Genomic DNA, 22,138 nt, shown 5'->3' on the forward strand with positions numbered 1-22,138 from the left:
TTTAAATTTTTACACTTTCCAGAGCTTTTGGAAGGAAAGAATTGGGGAAAATGTTTCTGGCTTCATCGGTAAATACAGTTAAATCTGCATATCGGTTAGAGAAATGTCCTAAAATCAATTTCCCAACCTGTGCTTTTTGTGCAATGGTTGCAGCCTCTAACGCAGTAGTATGTCCGGTATAATCGGCCATTTCCTTAAGATCATGCAGGAAAGTGGATTCATGATATAAAACCGTTACATTCTTAATGATCGGAATTACGCTTTCAAGGTAGCGTGTATCACTACAGAATGCATACGACACTGATGGAGCCGGATCAACAGTCAACACTTCGTTTTTTAGAACATAACCATCGCTTAGTACGAAATCTTTTCCTGCTTTTATGTTGTGATAATCACAACTTTCAATTTCACTGTACTTTGCAATTTCCTTCATATTCAAATGCCTGTCTTTTGGTTTTTCTTTAAAAAGATAACCATTACAGTAAATTCTGTGATCCAGAGGAATTGTATAGACCTCTACCCTATTGTCTTCATAGATTTTTTCGGAATAATCTTTATCCAATTCATGATACACCACCTCAAAACCACGATGTGTTTCTGTAATCTGAAAAATAGTTTCCAGCATCTTTTTGATTCCTTTCGGACCATAGACATGCAATGGGTTTTCTCTTCCCAAAAGACGAAAAGAAGCAATAAGCCCCGGAAGCCCAAAACAATGGTCTCCATGAAGATGAGAAATAAAAATATGGTTGATTTTTGAAAATCTGGCTTTTGCCTTTCTGAGCTGCACCTGCGTTCCTTCTCCACAATCGATCAGGAAGTGCCTTTCTTCCATTTCCAGCAGCTGGGCTGTGGGTGAGGTATTGATAGTAGGGATCGCTGAATTAAAACCTAATATTGTTAAATAAGTACTCAAATCAATTATTTATTGTAACAAATGTACGACAGAAATTTTAAAACGTATATTTTGCTTCTAAATTTAAGCACGAAAAGCATAAAAAAACCACTTCTTCATAAGAGAGAAATGGTTTTATACGTATCTACAGTATGGCTTACTTCACTTTTAAAAAGCCCATGAACAGATCCAGTGCCTGCTTACGGTGGCTGATCTTATTTTTATCTGCCGGCTCCATTTCTGCAAAAGTTCTGTCATATCCTTCAGGAACGAAGATCGGATCATATCCGAATCCTTTATAACCTTTATTTTCTGTCAATAGATTTCCGTGAACTCTTCCTTCAAAATACTGGGCTCCATTTTCATCATAATAACATAAAACCGTAACAAAATAAGCTTTTCTGTTTTCTATTCCCTGCATTTCTTCCAATACTTTTTCAATATTTTTAGCAAAATCATGATCTCCGGCATAACGGGCAGAAAATATCCCAGGTCTTCCGTCTAAAGACTCTACCACAAGTCCGCTGTCATCTCCCAAACTTGGAACTCCAGTTTTCTCAAAGCAGTATTTAGCTTTGATCAAAGCATTGGCGTGAAAAGAATCTCCATCTTCTATAATTTCTTCGTGAATATTATAATCTGTAAGACTTTTAACGATACAGTCATTTCCTAAAATCTGCTGAATCTCTTCTTTTTTATGCTCGTTGTGCGTAGCTACCAATAATTCCATTTCTATATTCATTTTCAATTTTACTTTTTAACTGCTGTTGATTACATTTCAGCATAATGTACTTTATATTTCTTCATAAAAAGATAGTAGAACAAAGAAAAAAGTACAATCCCTACCACCAAAATCAGCCATTCTGAAACATGAAAAACTTTTGCAAAACTTTCCTCTTTAGCATACAGCACCAATAAGGACAGCGTTAGGTTATTAAATGCATGTAACAATATGGGCATCAATAAAGACTTGGTTTTATGATATACTAATCCTAAAACACATCCCAGCATTACTGCACTGATAAACTGCCACGGATTCCCATGAACAACCCCAAAAATAATGGACGCATATAAGATGGCTTTCCAAGGTGTTACTCCTTTATTAATTAATCCTTTCTGAATAATTCCTCTGAAAATAATTTCTTCAAAAATAGGAGCCATAATCACTGTCATAATAATCATCACTACAGGATTATCGGTTAACTGGCTCATAAGCTGAGTAAAATATTCATAGAAATCTCCGAAAAAGGGTCCTGATGTAGGGATCAATGTGGTGGTAAACTCTGAAATAAACATCATCCCAGCCATCATAGGGAAAATAAGGAGATAAGTAGATAAGTTAACAGAGGAAAGATTAAAACTCAGTTTCCTTTGAGTCGTTCGTCTTACAATAAAGAAATCAAAGAAGGCAATAGCTGTAACAAATCCTACAGAATTGGCAACCATCAGAAACCAATCTTTTAATTCCAGATTCTCCTTGAAAACTACTTTCCAAAAGGTACTGAATAAAGACACAGCCATCGTTCCCACAAACAATCCAACCACTAAAGTAACAGCGCCCAGCCATGTGAAAGTAAACTTCGGATACCTGCTATTTTCCATTCTTTTTCTCTGTAAAAGTTTATGGAAACAAAGATAATTTTTTTGAATGCCACAGGCAACTAAAAAAGAAAATACTTAATTTAGCCCCATTGCCATGAATATTACCAAAACAAATACAGAAATTCCTTTCCCCAGCGTTGAATCTAAGATCAACTGGTGGGCTACTTCCATTCTGCAGATAGCATTTTTTGGAATCCTTTTGTTCTTTTTCTGTCTTTTTGTTCTTGGTCCTGTTTACGGGATTTATAAAAGAGGATGGGATGCCATGCTCTCGGCGGCTTTAGTGTGCTGGACTCTTTCACTGCTGATTTTGATCCCTGTTATTCGTTACTATATCATAAAAAGGAAGAATCTCTCTAGAAAGATCGTTGTTGATAATACCGGGCTTTTATTTTACAATTCAAAAAATGAAATCGTACAGCAGGTACTATATACAGAGCTTCAGCCTTCAAAACAAAATTTTGATATCTACACAGTAACACCCGTAGGTTCAAGTATGGCTCCGTTATTAGAAGTCATTGTACAGCAAGAGAAAAAAGGTGAAGAAACCAGACGTCTTGATATGAATCTTCCTCTTCATGTTCTAAAGAATAAATTTACTTTATATGCCCACTTCATGCATGGAGTTTCGGTTTTTCGTCAAGATTTAAAAATAGATCCAATAGCTCTTAAAAGCTTTTCCATTGACCCAAATACCTGGCATATTAACAATAGAAAAGGAGTTTCATTAGGCGGCTGGCTTCTAATTCTGACAGCACTTATTATAAGTGGTGTTATTATAGGAATCTCATTTTTATTACCTAAATAGCAAACTGATATGACAGAAAAGTTTCAAACCGTTACTTCTAAAGTGAATAAACCCATCACTTATCTTTTGATGGGGCTGATGTGGGTAGTCGTCCTCATTATTGTTGTCATTATCGGAGTTATTTTCGAAAATATGTACAGCCACTTTAAAGACTATTTACTAAATGACCTCGGGACTTTTTTCATTCTTATTTTTGCCCAGTTTTTATTAGCGTTCTGTTTTGTAGCTATGTTTATGTCTTTAACAGATCGAAAAAAAGAACATATTCGGACTGCTGTTATAGATAAACGAGGGGTTACTTTTTATAGTAATTTGGGTAATATTATTAATACCATTTCATATCATGACCTGCAACGGGTTAAAAACGGATCATATGACACCTATATATACAGCACAGGTGGAAAGTATCCCAAAACATATTTGAATATACATCTTAAAAATCCATCAGGTGAAACTGCAATGAACCGTATAGATTTCAATTTTGAGTATGTTATTCTGAGTAATCAATTTGAAATGTACCGTCAGTTTTTAAGAGGAATCCAGTGTTTTCGGCCTGATCTGAGGATAAACCCACAAACAATTGAGCAATATAGTCTTACTCCAGACTTTCCGCCGGTAAAAGATCCCCGTCTATTAGAATATCTTATCGCATTTCTTGTCACTTTTGCTATTCTTGCATTAATTTATTCTGTTTCAATACTCGTATTGCGTTAATAAAATGATATTGAATTATCTATTACACCTTCTAATTACAAAATAAAACAAACCATCACCAAATGAGAAATTTGTTTGTGATTTCATCTTTTATTTATCAATTATCAAAAGTCTCTTTACAACTGATCCATATTGTCGCAATTTAAATTTGAAAACCTCGCAAAAAATCACGATTTTTGCAACTTCAAAATACGATATGTCAGACTTAATCAAAGAAATACAAAAAAGAAAGACCTTCGGGATCATTTCCCACCCGGATGCTGGAAAAACTACCCTTACAGAAAAACTACTTCTTTTTGGGGGTGCAATTCAGGAAGCAGGTGCGGTAAAATCCAACAAAATAAAAAAAGGAGCTACCTCCGACTTTATGGAAATCGAAAGACAGAGAGGGATCTCGGTAGCGACTTCCGTATTGGCATTTGAATATAGAGACCACAAAATCAATATTCTTGATACTCCAGGTCACAAGGATTTTGCTGAAGATACTTACAGAACATTAACGGCTGTAGATTCAGTAATTGTTGTGATTGACGTTGCTAAAGGGGTTGAGGAACAAACTGAAAAGTTGGTTCAGGTTTGTAGAATGAGAAACATTCCGATGTTGGTATTTATCAACAAGCTTGACCGTGAAGGTAAAGATGCCTTCGATCTTTTGGATGAAGTGGAACAGAAACTAGGACTAACAGTTTGCCCACTTTCTTTACCGATTGGTATGGGAAGTGATTTCCAGGGAATTTATAATATCTGGGAAAACAATATCCAATTGTTCTTAGAAGAGAAAAAGCAAAAAGTTGGAGATTCTATCAAATTTGATGATATTAACGATACTTCAATAGATGATGTTATTGGTGAGAAAGCAGCCACTACTTTAAGAGAAGAGCTTGATCTGATCCAGTCTGTTTATCCTGAATTTAATCGTGAAGATTATATGAAAGGTGATCTGCAGCCAGTATTCTTTGGTTCTGCATTGAATAATTTTGGAGTTCGTGAGTTATTGAATGCGTTCATCGATATCGCTCCGATGCCACAGCCTAAAGAAAGTGATACCCGTCTAGTAAAACCTGAAGAAAGTACTTTCACAGGATTTATTTTCAAAATCCATGCTAACATGGACCCTAAGCACAGAGACAGACTTGCTTTCGTAAAGATCGTTTCCGGAACTTTCAAAAGAAATGAAAACTATCTATTGGTAAGAGAAGGCAAAAAAATGAAGTTCTCTTCTCCGAATGCTTTCTTTGCTGATAAAAAAGAGGTGGTAGAGGAAAGTTTCCCTGGTGATATTGTTGGTCTGCACGATACTGGAAGTTTTAGGATTGGTGATACTTTGACCGGTGGTGAAAAACTAAGCTTTAAAGGAATTCCTAGCTTCTCTCCGGAGCATTTCCGTTATATCAACAACAACGATCCTCTTAAAGCTAAGCAATTGGCAAAAGGTATTGATCAGTTGATGGATGAAGGAGTTGCCCAGCTATTTACCTTAGAAATGAACGGAAGAAAGATCATCGGAACTGTAGGAGCCCTTCAGTACGAGGTTATCCAATACCGTTTAGAGCACGAGTATGGTGCAAAATGTACCTATGAGCCTCTATCCATGCACAAAGCTTGCTGGGTGGAAGCTGATGAGAAATCAGAAGAGTTTAAGGAGTTTGCAAGATTAAAGCAAAGATTCCTTGCCAGAGATAAATATAATCAACTGGTATTTTTAGCGGATTCTTCTTTCACGATTCACATGACTCAGGAGAAATTCCCGAATGTGAAGCTTCACTTCATCAGTGAGTTCAGAGAAATATAATTAAAAACTGAAACAGCTAAAATATAATAGATCCGCAGAAAAATTTCTGCGGATTTTTTAATTTCGGACATCTTCAAAATTCAATTAATGTATTTTTGTTATTCTAAAAACTTATTATATTTGATCCCCATTTTCAGTAAACTTTTAACCATAGCTTTTTTCCAAATGAAAAAATTATTTTTTATTCTTCTCATCCTATTGATTCATCAAAATTCTTTTTCTCAAAAATTTCCTTCCCGCATCGATTCTCTGAAAACAGAGAAAGAGGTTGAAAACCTCATCAATTCAATAATGAATGAGCAGAAACCTATCACAATAAAAAAAATAGCTGACTTTCAGGAAGAAAATGGATCCAATAATTTTTGCAAAAGAATTGCAGATTCCTTAGATATTAAACAGTCATTTTATACAGCAGACTTTGACCACAATGGCTATACAGACTTAATGGCTTTCGGGGATCATTATGACTTTAGCATTTTTATCGTTATGAATTACGGTAAAGACTCATTAAAGGTCAATAGGCTCACCCGAAGATCTTTTCAAAACTGCACTTTTCCAAAGATTAAAAACGACTCCATAATCCAATACTATTATATGTCGGAACCTGATTTGGATTCAGATGATATAGAGAAGCCCAAACTAATGAAAAAGGATCTGGTTCTTAAATTTGGAGACTTTATCGAATACAATTCAAATCCCAATTCTTATAGTATTGAAAAAATTGAATATGAGACAGGTGCATGTTTCGGAACCTGCCCAAAATTTTATATTTCAATTGATCAAAACAGGAATGGATTATTTAAAGCAGAGTACTATAATACCAATAAAGCTAAAAGCAACAAAGAGATCGTGGGTACATTCAAAACTCTAGTCACAAAAAATAATTACGATGAAATCATACATCTTTTAAATTATATTGATTTTCCGAAACTGCAAGATCAGTACTCTGTAAATTGGACTGATGATCATTCATCAAGATTGAAAATAACTTATAATAACGGAAAGGTAAAAGAAATAAACGACTACGGACTGATTGGAACCTATGGTTTGGACAGAATCTATAGTCTGTTGTTTGATCTACGGTTCAATCAAGACTGGAAGAAATAAACCCTATTACATTTCCAAATACTATCCATAATTTAAAAGACCTTTTTTAACCTCCATTAAAAGAGGTCTTTTTCGTAAAATAATAGTTCGGTTTATCATATTGAATCAGAAAACACCACTCAATTCACTACAAAAACAATTGTAAAATCACCTTATTTCTATTTTACAAAAAACTACAAATCAATCCATTATAAATTTACACAAGCAAAACAACTCCTTTACAATCTTTACAAGAACTTCTCTTCTAATTTTACTTCATCAAAAAAATAATATTATGAAAAAGTTCATCTTACTTATTGCTATTTCAGGTTCTTTTATTGCCTGTAAAAAAGGAGGAGTTTCTCAATCTAAAATGGAAGAAACTGTTAACAGTATAGACAGCACAGCTTCTGTTGCTTCAGATGCTATTGATAATGCGAGCAAAATAGCAAACAAGGCTCTTGATTCAGCAAGTATAAGAATAAAAGATATTGAAGGAACCAAAAACGATATTCAGGATAAAATAGAAAGTACCTCCAAAATGGTAGATTCATTATCTGATAAGATTGCGTCTACCAAACTGGAATCAAAGGTTGAAAAAAAGGATTCTGCCACCAAGAAATCTGAGAAAATTGCGACCAATGTCCCAGCTCCTAAAGTTATCAAGGAAACTAAAATCATATACAAAGAGAAGCCTAAGAATGACAGCTATGAACTGAATATGCCAAAAGATAAAATGGTAAAAACAGGATATCTTGTTGTAAAAGCAGATAATGCTGAAACGGTAAAAGAAATCATCCGAGAAGAGGCTATCAAAAACAATGGATATGTTAAAAGTGAAAACCAATCTTATATTGAATCAGCCAATCCACGTGATGAAAATCAAAAGGTTTACAGTCTGAATATTAAAGTTCCTATCCAGCATTTCGATGGCTTAATAGAAGCTCTGAGTACTAATATTGGAGAGATTGAAACCAGAGATATTCAGGTTAGTGGACGTAATTATACAGACAATACCATCTGTAGCATTGATATCAACATCACCGATAAAACAGAAGCAGAAAAAGAGCCTAAAACTTTTGGCGGAAAATCATTGGCCGCTATTGAATCAGGCTGGGATGTGATTACTTCTATTTTTCTTTTTCTTCTTCCATTATGGCCTGTATTTCTGATTGGAGGTATTGGATACTATTTCTATAAAAAGAAGAAAAACAATAATATTCCTAATCAAGATTCTCATTAGAATTTAAAAATCCATTGTATGGACTGCCCCCAAAAAGTTAGACACTTTTTAGGGGCATTTTTTATGTATAGAAAAGAAAAATTCATCTTCCTCTCAGAAGGATCATACTTTTACAAGTTATTTCCCAAGAGGAAGATGATAAGAAAAGCTCCCTAATTATCTGGGAATAATTAAAAAGTCAAATTAAAATTCACTGATCGTAATAAGCAATGTCCCGGATATGGTCTGCGCATTATTTCTATCTGTATTGATAAAGCGAACTCTTACATTGGACGGTGAAGTAAGTCTTGCGGAAGCTATTGAAACAGCTCCGGGCAGGTCAAAACTTGGAGATACAGCGACTACTGCCTGTGAAGAACCTGGTCTGTTTGCTGCAGGAATAGTCACATTGACATCCAATACTCCAGAAGAATTAAAATTGCCTAAGAATGTTGAATCTCCAGAAGAAATGGAATTATTGACTGTTGTTGAGAAACTAATCATATTTTTATGAACTGTTCCTGTATTTCCCAGCTTATAGGCACCATTAACATCTAATCTAGAAGATGCATTAGGGACGGCAGTATTTACACCTACTGCTGAGAATATTTTTGTCCCAGCAAACGACTGATTGGCTGTAGTAACTACTCCCCTTGCCGTGGGACTTGCATCCGGAATATTAAGCGTTACACTTCCTCCTAAAGAAGCTGGTGAACCAGAAACATTGATATTGCTGCCGGAAGTTCCCAGATTCAATGATATAGTTCCTAAAGCAGAAGCAGAAACAGGAACCCATGTGGTTCCGTTCCATTGAAGAAGTTGTTCGTTGGATGCTCCATTTTGTCCTAGAATAACAGGATTGGCAGCTGTTCCATTTCCTGTAAGCGGGCTTGCCGTTACGACAGAAACTAATCCATTTCCCTCAGCAACAATCTGTGCAGCGGTTACTCTTTTAAGTACACCACCATTGTCAAATGCAACAATAGAATCTTTTGCTGAAGTACCGGGACCAGTTTGTTTGATGTTTCGTATGCGTACCGAACCGTTTACATCTAGTGTTTCGGTAGGTTTCTGTGTGTTAATTCCAATCTGGGAACTAACAGGCGTTATTGCTCCGAAAAGGAGCAACAGAAGTAGTATTCTCATCATTGTGTGATTTATTTGTGATATTAAATATAATTAAATAATTGAATACCAATAAATAAATCTAAAATTTTCATTATTCATTGCACAATAATCTTTGATCGTCCATAGCAAACCTATACACAGAACCTATTGAAGTCATAAAGCAGCAACAGTTTTAAAAACAATAATGATAAAGTTGTAAATAAATAGCTCAAAACATCCTACCCAGCAAAAAAAAGGCTTCCAAACAGAAGCCTTTCAATTATTTCATGTTCACTACTTTGTCTACGACAAACTTTGTGTTTCCTCTCCACGGAAGAGCTCCATTGTATTCTTTGTAATGAAGGTCAAAGGTTTTTCCACTGTTGGTTTCCAATTGTTTGAAAACTTCAGGGTCATCTACAGAAAATTCAAACTCGTAGCTTGTAATACCTCCTGTTTTTCCTTTTCCAAATCCTTCCTGAATCAGCTTACCTTCATACGTTTTGAAGATATAGCCTTTTTTCATAGCATAATTCAGGTATCCGGATTTTACGCCTTCTCCAAAAACAAAGAAGAACTTATACCATACAAATACTCCTAACAATAGCAGTACGACACCGAGGATGATCCACAAAGATTTTTTCATAGAGTGTGTGTTTTATAATTGTTATTTTGCGATGCTTCTTGAGATCACAATTTTCTGGATTTCAGAAGTTCCTTCATAGATCTGAGTGATTTTTGCATCTCTCATTAATCTTTCTACGTGATATTCTTTCACGTATCCATATCCACCGTGGATCTGTACTGCTTCAATCGTAGTATCCATAGCTACCTGAGAAGAGTATAATTTTGCCATAGCTCCACTTTCAGAGATATCTTTTCCAGCATCTTTCTCACAAGCTGCTTTGAAGCACAGCATTCTTGCTGCTGTAATCTGAGTAGCCATATCTGCTAATTTGAATGCGATAGCCTGGTGGTTGATGATCTCAGTTTTGAAAGCTTTTCTTGTTTTAGCATATTTCAACGCCAATTCGTAAGCTCCTGAAGCGATACCTAAAGCCTGCGAAGCGATACCAATTCTACCTCCATTCAGTACAGCCATTGCAAAATTGAACCCAAATCCGTCAGCACCAATTCTATTTTCTTTTGGAACTTTTACGTTGTTAAAGATCAAAGAGTGTGTATCACTTCCTCTGATTCCCAGTTTATCTTCTTTTAATCCGATTTCAAAACCTTCCCATCCTCTTTCTACGATGAAAGCGTTGATTCCTTTATGTTTTTTCTCAGGATCAGTCTGTGCAATGACGATATAATACGTAGCTGTTCCACCGTTGGTGATCCAGTTTTTAATACCATTTAAAAGGTAGTAATCTCCTTTGTCTTCAGCAGTAGTTTTCTGAGAGGTTGCATCAGAACCCGCTTCTGGTTCAGATAAAGCGAATGCTCCGATTACCTGCCCGCTTGCAAGAGGAGTAAGATATTTTACTTTTTGCTCTTCAGACGCAAATTTTTCAAGACCGGCACAAACCAATGAATTGTTTACAGACATTACCACCGCTGCAGAAGCATCTACTTTTGCAATCTCTTCCATTGCCAGCACATAAGAAACGCTGTCCATACCTGCACCACCGTATTTTGGATCCACCATCATTCCTAAAAGTCCCATTTCTCCCATCTTTTTCACCTGTTCTACAGGGAATTTCTGGTCGCGGTCTCTTTCAATAACACCAGGTAATAGTTCGTTCTGTGCAAAGTCTCTTGCCGCCTGCTGAATCATCAGCTGTTCTTCCGATAAATTAAAGTCCATAAAAAAAATAATTAGATAGCCGTAAATTTACACTTTTTAAGCAAATCTGAAAAAATAAATTAAAAGTAGAGAAAAGGCTGATGGAAAGGAAGATGGAAAAGATTCAGGATACGAGGTTTGAGCTTCAGAATTTATCATATTGATGAGTTACAAAATGGGAATTAGAATGATCCATAATAATCTGTCATATTACAAGTCTTCATTCTATATGATTAGAACAGTAATGCACTTTTAAGGCATCCAGAACCACTTTCAGTAAAAACTGTTATGGCACACATTCAACTTATCCTCAATTATAAGATTGAGGTGTATACAATTAAAAAAAATGCTTATATTTAGGTTTCTTTATAAATTATTTAAAAAATCATGACGATCAAGAGATTATTCGATATTCCGCACTACGCTTTAGCAAAATATCCTAAAACGGATATGTTTGTTACGAAGTATCATGGTGAATGGAAAAAAACTTCAACACAGGAGTTTATCAATGAGGGAAATAAGATATCCAGAGGATTACTGAAGCTAGGTATAAAACCGGGTGATAAGATCGCTTTGATAACCACCAATTCCCGTACAGAATGGGCTATTATGGATTTCGGACTATCCCAGATCGGTGTTGTTTCGGTACCGGTTTATCCAAGTATTTCTCCGGAGGATTATGAATTTATCTTCAACAATGCTGAAATACAATATTGCTTTGTTTCTGACAAGGAACTGCTAAATAAGGTCATGAAAGTAAAGCACAACATTCCAAGCTTACAAGGAATCTTTACTTTTGATAAAATAAGCGGCGCTGCCAACTGGAGTGAAATTTTGGATCTTGGTGAGGATGAATCTACCCAAATTGAAGTAGAGGACCTTTCCAATGCGATCAACACAGAAGATTTAGCAACAATTATTTATACTTCAGGAACTACAGGAAGACCTAAAGGAGTAATGCTTACTCACAATAACATTGTTTCTAATGTATTGGGCTCTATCCCAAGGATTCCTAAGAAAAGAAGCCTGGATTATAAAGAGACAAGAGCTTTAAGCTTCCTTCCGATCTGTCATATTTTTGAAAGAATGCTTTTCTACCTTTATCAATATAACGGTTTTTCTCTTTATTTTGCTGAAAGCATCGAAAAAATGGGTGAAAATGTAAAAGAAGTGAAACCTCATTATATGACAGTAGTACCAAGACTGGTAGAAAAAGTATACGATAAAATCTACAATACTGGTTCTTCTGCCGGAGGCTTAAAATCAAAAATATTCTTCTGGGCTTTAAATTTAATTACCAAGAAGAAATCTGTATCAAAACCATCAGGCATTCAGGAACTTATTGCAGACAAACTGGTTTTCTCGAAATGGAGAGAAGGTTTAGGAGGTGAAATCGTAACTTTAGTTTCCGGATCTGCAGCCTTATCTACAAGACTGAATTTAATGTTCCAGAATGCAGGAATTCCTATTTTGGAAGGATATGGGTTAACGGAGACTTCTCCTGTGATTTCTGTAAATAGTTTTGAAAAAATGAAAGTAGGAACGGTGGGTATTCCATTGGATAATTTACAGGTGAAAATTCAGGAAGATGGCGAAATTACAGTAAAAGGGCCTTCTGTGTTTAAAGGCTATTTCCAGAATGAAGAAATGACCAAAGAAGCGTTTACAGAAGACGGATTCTTTAAAACAGGAGATATAGGACATATTGATAGTGACGGATTCTTACAGATTACCGATCGTAAAAAAGAAATGTTCAAGACATCCGGCGGTAAATACATCGCCCCTCAGACTATTGAAAACCTAGCTAAAGCTTCAAAATTCATTGAGCAGATTATGGTTGTAGGTGATGGCGAAAAAATGCCATGTGCTCTTGTACAACCTGATTTTGAATTTGCTAAGAGCTGGGCCATGAGAAACAACCTGAACATTGGTTCTACTCCTGAAGAAATTGCAAAGAGTGCAGAATTGAAACAAAGAATTGAAAAAGAAATCGACGGAATTAATGAGCACCTTGGAAACTGGGAAAAAATCAAGAAAATTGAACTAACTCCTGAGGTTTGGAGCATTGAAACCGGACTTCTGACTCCTACACTGAAATTAAAGAGAAAGGCCGTAAAAGAAAAGTTTATGAGTCTTTACAATAAGATGTATGAGCATCAGGATTAAAATATCAAAAACCGCTTCGAAATGAAGCGGTTTTTTTGTGGCTTTTAGTTTTAAATAACCGATAAGTTTTTGGCTAACCATTTATAGTGATTTTTTATTCTCTCAGATTCAGATTTTAAAGTACGCTATTGCAATTTTTTAGAAATAAAGAATGTTTTTATTCATCTTATGATGTATTAAGATTTCACCCACAAAAGCTGGATAATTTGTGGCATTTGTGAAATTATTTATAGCATTCGTTTTCAACAAAACAAAAAAGCTGTTTCAATTTGAAACAGCTTTTGTATTATTGAAAATCAATAATTAGAATTTAATTACAGATTTCATTCTTTCGTTTTCTTCCATTACCAACTCATCGTCAACAAGGATTTTTCCAGAGTGCTCATCAATGATGATTTTCTTTCTCTGAGCAATTTCCATTTGCTTTTGTGGTGGAATAGTAAAGAAAGACCCTTTCGGAGCTCCTCTTTCTAATCCTACTACAGCAAGACCATTGATAGAGTTTGTTCTGATTCTGTTGTAAGAAGCTAGTAATCTCTCATCAATTTTACCTGCATATTCTTTAGATTGCTCTAATAAGTACTCTTCTTCTTTTTGAGTTTCAGAGATCAAACCATCTAATTCTTCTTTCTTGAATTTCAAGTGGTTTTTCAAATCGTTGATCTTTGAAGTAAGTTCACTTAAAGTTTCGTTTTTGTGAGCAATTTTAGCTCCGAATTCTTTAATTCTCTTTTCAGCAAGTTGAATTTCAAGATCCTGGAATTCGATTTCTTTTCCTAATGCTTCAAACTCTTTATTGTTTCTTACATTATCCTGCTGAGATTTGTATTTCTCAATTAAAGTTTTAGCATGGTTAATAACTTCATGCTTTGTTTTAATCTGATCATCCTGATCTTTGATATCTGCATGAAATTTTTCAGCTCTCTTTTCAAGACCTTCAATCTCGATTTCAAGATCTTCAACTTCAATTGGCAATTCTCCTCTAGTATTTCGGATTTCATCCAATCTTGAATCAATGATCTGTAAATCGTATAAAGCTCTTAATTTTTCTTCAACTGAAATATCGTTGGTTTTTGCCATATTTAAATGAAATAATTTACTGGGTTTGTTTTTTCAATAGATTTTGAAATTGCAAATGTACTAAATTTTTGTGATAAAATTTCAAATAATTGTTGAGTTACAAATTGTTCTGATTCATAGTGTCCTATATCACAAAGCAACATTTTAGACTCGGCGAGAAAATAATCATGATATTTAAGATCTCCTGTAAGGTAAGCATCACATTTTTTGGAAACTGCAGAACGTATTCCACTAGCTCCTGAACCTCCAAGCACCCCTACTCTTTTAATTTTTTTGTTGATATAATTAGAATGTTTGATGATTTCAAGTCCGAATTTTTCTTTTACAAATCCCAGAAATTCTTTTTCGTCCATTTCTTCTTCCAGTTCGCCATACATTCCCAAACCAACATGATGATTTTTATTATCAAGACTGTAGATCTGATGAGCGACTTCTTCGTAAGGATGAGCGGCCTTCATTGCTCCAATAATCTGTCCCTGCTTAAATCCTTCAAAAATTACAGAAATCATATCTTCATCGGCATTCTCTCGGATGTTCTGTTGTCCGGAAAATGGATTTGAGCCTTCAATGGGTCTGAATGTTCCGTTTCCATTAACAGTAAAGCTGCATTCGTCATAAAACCCTATACTTCCTGCTCCTGCAGAGAACATGGCTTCTTTTACTTTTCCGGAATATTCCTTAGGCACAAAAACGGTCAGTTGTTTTAAATTATTTTCTTTAGGCTGCAGAATTTTCATATTCTTTAATCCTAATTGACTGCAAATCCCGTGATTTACGCCAAAAAAGTCATTATCAAAGGCTGTATGAATGGCATAAATGGCAATTTTATTTTCAATAGCTTTTAAAACAGCTCTTTCTACATAGTTTTTCCCGGTTAAAGATTTCAGTCCGGAAAAAATGATAGGATGAAAACATACAATCAGGTTACAGTTTTTCTCAATAGCTTCATCTACCACATTTTCCAATGCATCATGACAAACCAGAATTCCGGATACATTACGGTCAGGAACTCCGCATAACAATCCTACATTATCAAAATCTTCTGCCTGCTGCAACGGAATGAGCCTATCTATTTCTGAGATTACTTTTCTTATTGTCATTTTATTCTGTATGTTTGCTACGAAAATAACGATAATTTGTTAATTTTAAAAAACATTCAGAATGGAAAGAGAACACAATCTTGTTCCTGAAGACAAACTTTGGAAAAGATACCTTTACCGAATCATTTATCGCTCCGATACGAGACTCGGAAAACTGTTCGATATTATCTTATTGTCTTTAATTCTTGTGAGTACTGCTATTATTATGATGGAAAGTGTACCTCAGCTTGATAAAAGATTTCATTATACCTTTCTGATTCTTGAGTGGATTATTTCTATTTTCTTTACCGCGGAATATTCGATGCGGATTGCTGTACTAAAAAATAAGAAGCACTATATATTCAGTTTTTTCGGAATCATAGATTTCCTTGCCTTGGTACCGTTTTATCTTAGTTTTTTCTTTCCAATCACAAAGTATTTCCTGATCTTCAGAATGCTGAGAATGTTGAGAATTTTCAGGATTTTCAATTTATTGGATTTCATGAATGACGGCTATCTTATTGTAAGAGCTTTAAAAAACAGTTCAAGAAAAATTTATATATTCCTTCTTTTTCTGATCATATTTTCAGTAATTGTAGGCTCGCTTATGTTTATGGTGGAAGGCGGCAGGCAAGGTTTTGAAACCATTCCTCAGTCGATCTATTGGGCCGTAGTAACGGTAACTACTGTAGGATATGGAGATGTATCTCCTATCACCCCATTGGGAAAGTTTTTTGCAGTGGTTCTGATGCTTGCCGGTTATTCCATTATTGCTGTTCCAACAGGAATTGTTACAGCTGAAATGCGAAACAAAAGACAAAATTTAGAAAAGGTGTGCGACCGTTGTGGGAATGAAGATATTGATGATGATGCAAGGTATTGCAAGCAGTGTGGCAAGAAATTAGCTTAATATATGGTATTAGTTTAATCTATTCACCAAATACCACAAAATCATGGAACCAACAAAGAAAAACAAACCGAATAGTTTAGTAATTATTCTTTTCGTATTAATAGTGCTGATGATTATTATTTATTTTATTCTCGTCATGTTCTTCCCCACTGTTTTCGATCTATTGAATACGGGAGACATACAACCAGTGCCAGATAAATAATAAGTAATGGGTAATGAGCAATAAGAGATAATTCTGACTAGTTGGAAATCTGATACAGATTATAGAACAAAATAAAAAGATGAGCAAAAAATTGCTCATCTTTTTTATCAAATAAGATATTCAATATGTTACTGAATATTCTGTAAATAATTATTTTATTTCTTAATGGCCTTCACTGTTTGTTTTGTTCCGTCTTTCAGATTCAATACCACTACATATAAGCCTTGTTTCAGATCTCCTAAATGAAGAACAGATGAAGGATTTTCAATGGTTTTCACTAATCTGCCTGAAACATCCAGTACAGAGACTGATTTTACCTGATCTGCTTTTGCAATATTCAATACCTCAGCAAATGGGTTTGGATATACTTTAATTTCATTCTTAGCCTTAGATACTTCTGAAGTTCCAAGAGTTTCTTTATTAATAGTAATCGTAAACGGTCCTTCTAAATTGTCTGTGAAACCGCTATAATTTCCTACATTGACATAATATGTAGTTCCTACAACAGTTGGTACCGATATTTCTTCTGCAACACCCTGTCCATTAATATCCATCGTATTTTCACATACTAAATTATCACAAGTACCACTAAATACTCCTATCTGAGGATCAAAATTACTTCCTGCCGGCATTGATACTTTAATAGTATGAGCTGTACCATCTCCGGTGAATTTAAACCATGTTCCGTCATTCATAGAATCAGAACAGATTGAAATAAACCCATTATTATTAGTAGATCCTGCAGCATCAGATTGTGTATATGAGTAAGGGAATGTAGCAGCAACTAACGCTCCTGAGCAGTCATCGTTTGCCGGAGGTGGAGGAACTGTCCCTATACAGATATCAAAACTTTGAGCTGTTCCTGCTCCTTCGTCAGTAAATACTCTTACATAATAGGTTGCCCCCGGCGTCAGGCCAGCAATTATCTTAAAGTCATCATAATCTGAACACTCAACATTGACCAGGTTACCGCAATCTCCATTTAAAACCTGAAACATTAGTGAATAACTTTCCTCTGATCCAATAGAAACCATATTACTCAATGAAACGGTATGAGTCGCTGAAGTTGCTGTAAATTTGTACCACACATCATCATCTGCTTCCCCATAACAAGGATCTACAGAAATATTGGAATCAGTAGCCTGATAGGTATGCCCGAAAGTTTTACTTCCACAATTCATATCTGGATTTACGGTTAATGTAACTGCAGTAGCACATTCATCATTCAAAGGAGCAGAGAGCGTAGTCGTAAATTTAGTCTCAGTACAGCCTGAAGATTCTCCTCCTGCTCCCACTGCTACAACTCTTACATAATAAGTAGTATCTAAAGAAAGAGGAGTTGATGGAGTAAAACTCGTTGTGGCTACCGTTTGCTGATTTACAATATTAGACCCTCCTGGAGTAGTTCCTATGGATATTTTATAGCTTGTAGCGCCAGATGATGGATACCAGCTAATACTAGAAGATACTGGTACCATAACTGCATTATTTTCTGGTGACATCAGAGAAGTACAGGCTGGGGTTGTACTGGGGGTTAACCCTGTAAAAGTAACAACAGATCTATAGTCATATAAACTACCATAGCCAGGATCTGAAGGATCAACATCTGAAAAACTACTTACCCCAATAGATCTGCCTGATACATTATTAAGGTTATGTACATAAAACACTCGCTCATCATCATACGCAGGACTATTTTCATGAACCGCAACCACTAAATTCTGTGTATTATTATAAGGAAAAGGAGTAGCAAAAGTAATTTCTACCATTCCGTTTAGATTGCTTACGGCACCTGCATATACCTCTGTAAGATCTGAGGCTGAGATCCAATCATCATCAGCTGCAAATTCAGTTTTAGCGGTATGCCCCAAATAAACAACCCAATCTGATGAGTTTGTAATGTCTCCAGCAGGGTCTAGGTAAAATTTGAGACCTGTAATGTTTCCTGCAGCATTAGCATTTATTTCTTGTTTTGTAAATATTTGCTGGGAATAGGAATAATCCCAATAGGTATCAACCGGAACTTTCCCGATCGTAGTGCTTCCTTGTCCTAAGGTAATCTGAGCGCTTAAAAATACACTTACCATCAGTAAGCACAAAAGTAAGATTTTCTTCATGGTATATTTTTTAAGGTGTTAATGTGTTTACCAAATTAATAATAATTTCAATACAACATTAAAAAAATATTAAAAAAAAGCAGCAACTGTTGAGTCACTGCTTTAAATTGTTATATTAATTGGTTTTATCTTTTAATTGACTTAACCACTTGTCTTGATCCGTCTTTCATATGTAAGACAATGAGATACATCCCTTCTTTCAATTCTGCTAAATAAAGTTCAGAAGATGGTTTTTCAATTGTTTTTACCACTCTTCCCGCAAGATCAATAACAGAAACAGACTGTACTTTAGAAATATCAGAAATATTCAGGATATCTGTAAATGGATTAGGATACACTTTTATTTCTTTTATTTTCTCAGTGACTACTTCAGAAGTTGCTAAGGTGGCACTTGTAATACTTAAATCAAAGTTCCCTTCTGCACTATCTGATGACGAAGAATAATATCCCACATTTACATAATATACAGTTCCTGCGACTGAATTAAATGTAAAGGTTTCAATATTCCCAAGAGTTGAAGCATTTTCATCTGCTGTTCCTACACAAACAAAAGCCTCACAACCTCCACTGTAAACAGATACTCTATGATCCCAGGCTGTAGTACTTTTTGCAGCTACAGTAATCTCACTACCATTTCCGGTAAATTTAAACCACATTCCATCATTAGATCCTGAGCAAGCCGTCACAAATCCCGCTCCATTGGTAGCTCCTGCTCCATCAGTCTGCGAATAGGTATATGGTAAAGAGGCTGCAATCAATGCTCCTGAACAATTATCATTGGCTGGTGCTGGGCTAGCATTCACGGTAAATGATCTTTCAGTACAAGCTGTTGAAGTATCGGTATTTACTTTATAATAATATTTAGTTCCTAGTGTTAATGGAGCCGTAACCGTATATGAAGTAACATTTCCAATATTAACATTATTCATAATATCAGAACCACCGGCCGTTGTACCAATTGTTAAGGTATAATAAGCTGCTGTTGGCATTGCATTCCATTTTATTAAAGGCGTTATCGGCTGAAGTGTTGCACCAGCTGCAGGATATGTTACAACCGGACATGCCCCCTGGGTGGTAAAGTTATTTACAGAACAACTCGTTCCGGTAAGAGTTCCGGTATATCCTGTTACAGTATAATAATATTTTGTTGTAAATGCTAAAGGTGTAGTATGTGTATATGAAGTAACATTCCCTACATCTACATTATTTAAAATATCAGTTCCACCAGAAGTAGTTCCCATAGATATTTTATATCCTGTAACTCCTGTTATTGCATTCCAGGTAATGGTAGGAACTAAAGACGTCCCAGTTGCTCCTGAGCTTGGTGAAGAAATTGAAGGACATAAAGTACTTGTTGTAAAGTTTCTCTCCGTACAAGCTGTTCCTACAGTACTTCCTGAATAAGCAATTACCTTATAGTAATATTTTGTACCGAATGCCAAAGGAGTAGTAAATGTATAGGTGGTTACGTTTCCTACATCTACATTATCCATGATATCATTTCCACCAGCAGTAGTTCCCATAGTAATTCTATATCCTGTCACCCCGGTTATTGCACTCCAGGTAATCGTTGGAAGTATCGAAACTCCGGTTGCCGCTGAACTAGGTGCAGATACAGAAGGACATAAAGTTACAGTTGTAAAGCTTCTTTCTGTACATGATGCAGATGTACTTGTTGCGGTGTATGCGTTTACTGTATAATAATATTTTGTATTATAATTAAGTGCAGTTGTCAAAGTATAAGAAGTTCCACTTCCTACATCTACATTGTTCATGATATCCGTTCCTCCTGCTGTAGTACCAACAGAGATTTTATATCCTGTTGCATCAGTTACAGCACTCCATGTAATAGTCGGAAGTATGGATACTGAGGTTGCAGATGAAGTAGGTGCAGAAACAGTAGGACATCCGATATTTTTTGTAGTAAATGATGTCTCAGTACATCCACTGGCTGTCCCGGTACTATTAAAAGGTAGAATAGTAGCATAATATGTTGTACCATATAGCAATTGTGTTGCTGTCGGTAAAGTATAACTTACAACATTCCCCACATCTACTCCATTCATTATATTTGTTCCACCCGGTGTAGTTCCTAAATTCATTTTGTAAGAAGTTGCACTTGGTGAAGCATTCCATTTAAGAGTAGGAACTACTGCTACTCCCGTAGCTGCATTAGCTGGTGATGTAATAGTTGTACAATCAGGTGCTACTGAAACTGCTGAAATTTTAACATTATCTACATAAATATCATCACTTCCATTATCTCCTTTAGCTAAAAATCTGATGATTGCATTGGGGCTGGAAGATGCTAAGTTTACATAATTGGTAACCCAAGTTGTTGTTGTAGTACCAAAAGGAGAGCCGACATCTGTAAAGGTAACTCCACCATCTGTAGAAAGCTGAATCTTTAAGACATCTGTACCGGTTGGATTCACATAATCAAAACTTAAAATCCTATCACCAGAACCCGAGGATAAATTGATATACAAATCCATATATCCTGTAGCATATAAACAATTATAAGAATGAAATCTTGCAGCTGGAGCCACGGCCGTTCCTCCTAATGTTACAGCACCATTGCTCCCAGTCCATCCTGAAGCTGAAGTAAATCCTGTACTGGAAATATTACTTTGTCTCCAAGAGTTATCTCCTCTTGCCGGCCACGTTCTCCAATAGTTTGCATTAGGTAAATCTAAAGTAGAGTTACCATTTGCCCATGCACTAAAATCTTCTGTAAAAGGTAGCGTAGCAAAGGTTGTAGGAGCAGCCAGCCATGTCCCTGGAGAATAAGTAAATGTTAACCCTGAAGCAGGAACACTTGTTCCATTAGACGTTCCTAAAGTTGGGTTGGAAGTAGTAGAAGTTCCTGGAGTAAGCGCACTCCAGTTTGTACCTGTAAAATTATTGATATCAGAACCTTCAGAGCCCCTTATCCCTACCTGTCCAACAAAATTAGCAGTTCCAGAGACGCAGTTTCCATAAACTAAAGCAACTGTACCAGATGTAAGATTCATCTGGATCTGAAAATTCAGCAGTTGGGAAGCGGAGCCTGAACTCCCTTGTACATCGGTAAACTGCACCGTAAATACTGAACCTACCGTTTCATATGAAATTTCAGAAGTTGTAGTATTGGCATTCTTCAAATTTGCAGCGAAACCAGCAAAAACGGCTTCCGGGGTAGTAGGAGAAATATCACTAGATAATGCCGTATAGGTTCCATTACTCATCGCTCCTCCTAACGTTACAAAACCATTGTTGCTAATATAAACTGAGTTATATTTCTGGTTATTGTATGTAAAAGTTGAAGGTAAAGGAATAGCAGCTGACACTAAATCAGTAGCCATAGTATCCCCTGCTTGCCAGATAGTTCTACTTGCAGATAGTGGCGTATAAGTTCCGGAAGTTTGAGTAATACCATATCCGTTATTGGTATTAGGGCTAGCAATTTGCGGCGGCCCTATCTGTGCAGACACACCACAATAAGAAGCGATGAGGCACGTGAGTAAAATTCTCTTCATAAATTAGTAATAATAATAGTTAGGCGGTAAAAGTATAAAATATTTAAATATATT

General features: G+C 35.7%; 17 protein-coding genes. 7 read left to right on the forward strand and 10 right to left on the reverse strand.

The features are described 5' to 3' along the window. Position 1: 1 nt before the first annotated feature. The 3 genes from AC3HD6_RS14670 to AC3HD6_RS14680 form a co-directional block, all read right to left on the reverse strand. The gene (locus AC3HD6_RS14670; RefSeq protein WP_488897017.1) at positions 2 to 916 is read right to left on the reverse strand and encodes a ribonuclease Z; all 915 of its coding nucleotides are present in this window, start codon (positions 914 to 916) and stop codon (positions 2 to 4) included. 136 nt (positions 917 to 1,052) lie between these two features. Then, positions 1,053 to 1,637, reverse strand: coding sequence for an RdgB/HAM1 family non-canonical purine NTP pyrophosphatase (gene rdgB, locus AC3HD6_RS14675; protein WP_488897018.1), 585 nt, complete (start codon positions 1,635 to 1,637; stop codon positions 1,053 to 1,055). A 29-nt stretch (positions 1,638 to 1,666) separates the two neighbouring features. Next, positions 1,667 to 2,497, reverse strand: coding sequence for a CPBP family intramembrane glutamic endopeptidase (locus AC3HD6_RS14680; RefSeq protein WP_488897019.1), 831 nt, complete (start codon positions 2,495 to 2,497; stop codon positions 1,667 to 1,669). A 94-nt stretch (positions 2,498 to 2,591) separates the two neighbouring features. On the opposite strand from AC3HD6_RS14680, the gene AC3HD6_RS14685 reads away from it, so the two are divergent. The 5 genes from AC3HD6_RS14685 to AC3HD6_RS14705 all read left to right on the forward strand — a co-directional run bounded on the left by AC3HD6_RS14685 (position 2,592) and on the right by AC3HD6_RS14705 (position 8,140). Further along, on the forward strand, positions 2,592 to 3,305 hold the full coding sequence (locus tag AC3HD6_RS14685; RefSeq protein WP_488897020.1) for a hypothetical protein: 714 nt from the start codon (positions 2,592 to 2,594) through the stop codon (positions 3,303 to 3,305). Positions 3,306 to 3,314: 9 nt separating this feature from the next. Beyond that, a complete protein-coding gene (locus AC3HD6_RS14690; protein WP_488897021.1) occupies positions 3,315 to 4,019 on the forward strand; it encodes a hypothetical protein in 705 nt (234 codons plus the stop codon). Between the two features lie 196 nt (positions 4,020 to 4,215). Then, positions 4,216 to 5,811, forward strand: a complete 1,596-nt coding sequence (locus AC3HD6_RS14695) for a peptide chain release factor 3 (RefSeq protein WP_488897022.1) — start codon at positions 4,216 to 4,218, stop codon at positions 5,809 to 5,811. Positions 5,812 to 5,976: 165 nt separating this feature from the next. After that, positions 5,977 to 6,918, forward strand: a complete 942-nt coding sequence (locus tag AC3HD6_RS14700) for a DUF6438 domain-containing protein (RefSeq protein ID WP_488897023.1) — start codon at positions 5,977 to 5,979, stop codon at positions 6,916 to 6,918. A gap of 274 nt (positions 6,919 to 7,192) precedes the next feature. Beyond that, the gene (locus AC3HD6_RS14705) at positions 7,193 to 8,140 is read left to right on the forward strand and encodes a DUF4349 domain-containing protein (RefSeq protein ID WP_488897024.1); all 948 of its coding nucleotides are present in this window, start codon (positions 7,193 to 7,195) and stop codon (positions 8,138 to 8,140) included. A 183-nt stretch (positions 8,141 to 8,323) separates the two neighbouring features. On the opposite strand, the gene AC3HD6_RS14710 is transcribed toward AC3HD6_RS14705, so the two are convergent. From AC3HD6_RS14710 to AC3HD6_RS14720, 3 genes are all read right to left on the reverse strand, one after another. Further along, the gene (locus tag AC3HD6_RS14710) at positions 8,324 to 9,268 is read right to left on the reverse strand and encodes a hypothetical protein (RefSeq protein WP_488897025.1); all 945 of its coding nucleotides are present in this window, start codon (positions 9,266 to 9,268) and stop codon (positions 8,324 to 8,326) included. A gap of 238 nt (positions 9,269 to 9,506) precedes the next feature. After that, complete coding sequence (locus AC3HD6_RS14715) at positions 9,507 to 9,872, reverse strand: hypothetical protein (RefSeq protein ID WP_488897026.1); 366 nt, start codon at positions 9,870 to 9,872, stop codon at positions 9,507 to 9,509. A gap of 21 nt (positions 9,873 to 9,893) precedes the next feature. Next, positions 9,894 to 11,033: an acyl-CoA dehydrogenase family protein gene (locus AC3HD6_RS14720; RefSeq protein ID WP_068942298.1), complete on the reverse strand. Its 1,140-nt coding sequence runs from the start codon at positions 11,031 to 11,033 to the stop codon at positions 9,894 to 9,896. Positions 11,034 to 11,399: 366 nt separating this feature from the next. Here AC3HD6_RS14720 and AC3HD6_RS14725 point away from each other — a divergent pair, with 366 nt between their 5' ends. Then, positions 11,400 to 13,178, forward strand: a complete 1,779-nt coding sequence (locus AC3HD6_RS14725) for an AMP-dependent synthetase/ligase (protein ID WP_068942296.1) — start codon at positions 11,400 to 11,402, stop codon at positions 13,176 to 13,178. 303 nt (positions 13,179 to 13,481) lie between these two features. Here the strand turns inward: AC3HD6_RS14725 and AC3HD6_RS14730 are convergent, their stop codons facing one another. Together AC3HD6_RS14730 and AC3HD6_RS14735 are read right to left on the reverse strand one after the other, a co-directional pair. Next, complete coding sequence (locus AC3HD6_RS14730) at positions 13,482 to 14,258, reverse strand: zinc ribbon domain-containing protein (RefSeq protein ID WP_488897027.1); 777 nt, start codon at positions 14,256 to 14,258, stop codon at positions 13,482 to 13,484. A gap of 2 nt (positions 14,259 to 14,260) precedes the next feature. Continuing rightward, complete coding sequence (locus AC3HD6_RS14735) at positions 14,261 to 15,358, reverse strand: Nif3-like dinuclear metal center hexameric protein (protein ID WP_488897028.1); 1,098 nt, start codon at positions 15,356 to 15,358, stop codon at positions 14,261 to 14,263. Between the two features lie 61 nt (positions 15,359 to 15,419). On the opposite strand from AC3HD6_RS14735, the gene AC3HD6_RS14740 reads away from it, so the two are divergent. Continuing rightward, positions 15,420 to 16,247: an ion transporter gene (locus AC3HD6_RS14740; RefSeq protein WP_068942290.1), complete on the forward strand. Its 828-nt coding sequence runs from the start codon at positions 15,420 to 15,422 to the stop codon at positions 16,245 to 16,247. Between the two features lie 357 nt (positions 16,248 to 16,604). Here the strand turns inward: AC3HD6_RS14740 and AC3HD6_RS14745 are convergent, their stop codons facing one another. After that, positions 16,605 to 18,566: a T9SS type A sorting domain-containing protein gene (locus AC3HD6_RS14745; RefSeq protein ID WP_488897029.1), complete on the reverse strand. Its 1,962-nt coding sequence runs from the start codon at positions 18,564 to 18,566 to the stop codon at positions 16,605 to 16,607. A 125-nt stretch (positions 18,567 to 18,691) separates the two neighbouring features. Next, the gene (locus AC3HD6_RS14750; protein ID WP_488897030.1) at positions 18,692 to 22,084 is read right to left on the reverse strand and encodes a T9SS type A sorting domain-containing protein; all 3,393 of its coding nucleotides are present in this window, start codon (positions 22,082 to 22,084) and stop codon (positions 18,692 to 18,694) included. Between the last annotated feature and the right edge of the window lie 54 nt (positions 22,085 to 22,138).

This window comes from Chryseobacterium sp. II3a (genome assembly GCF_057815135.1).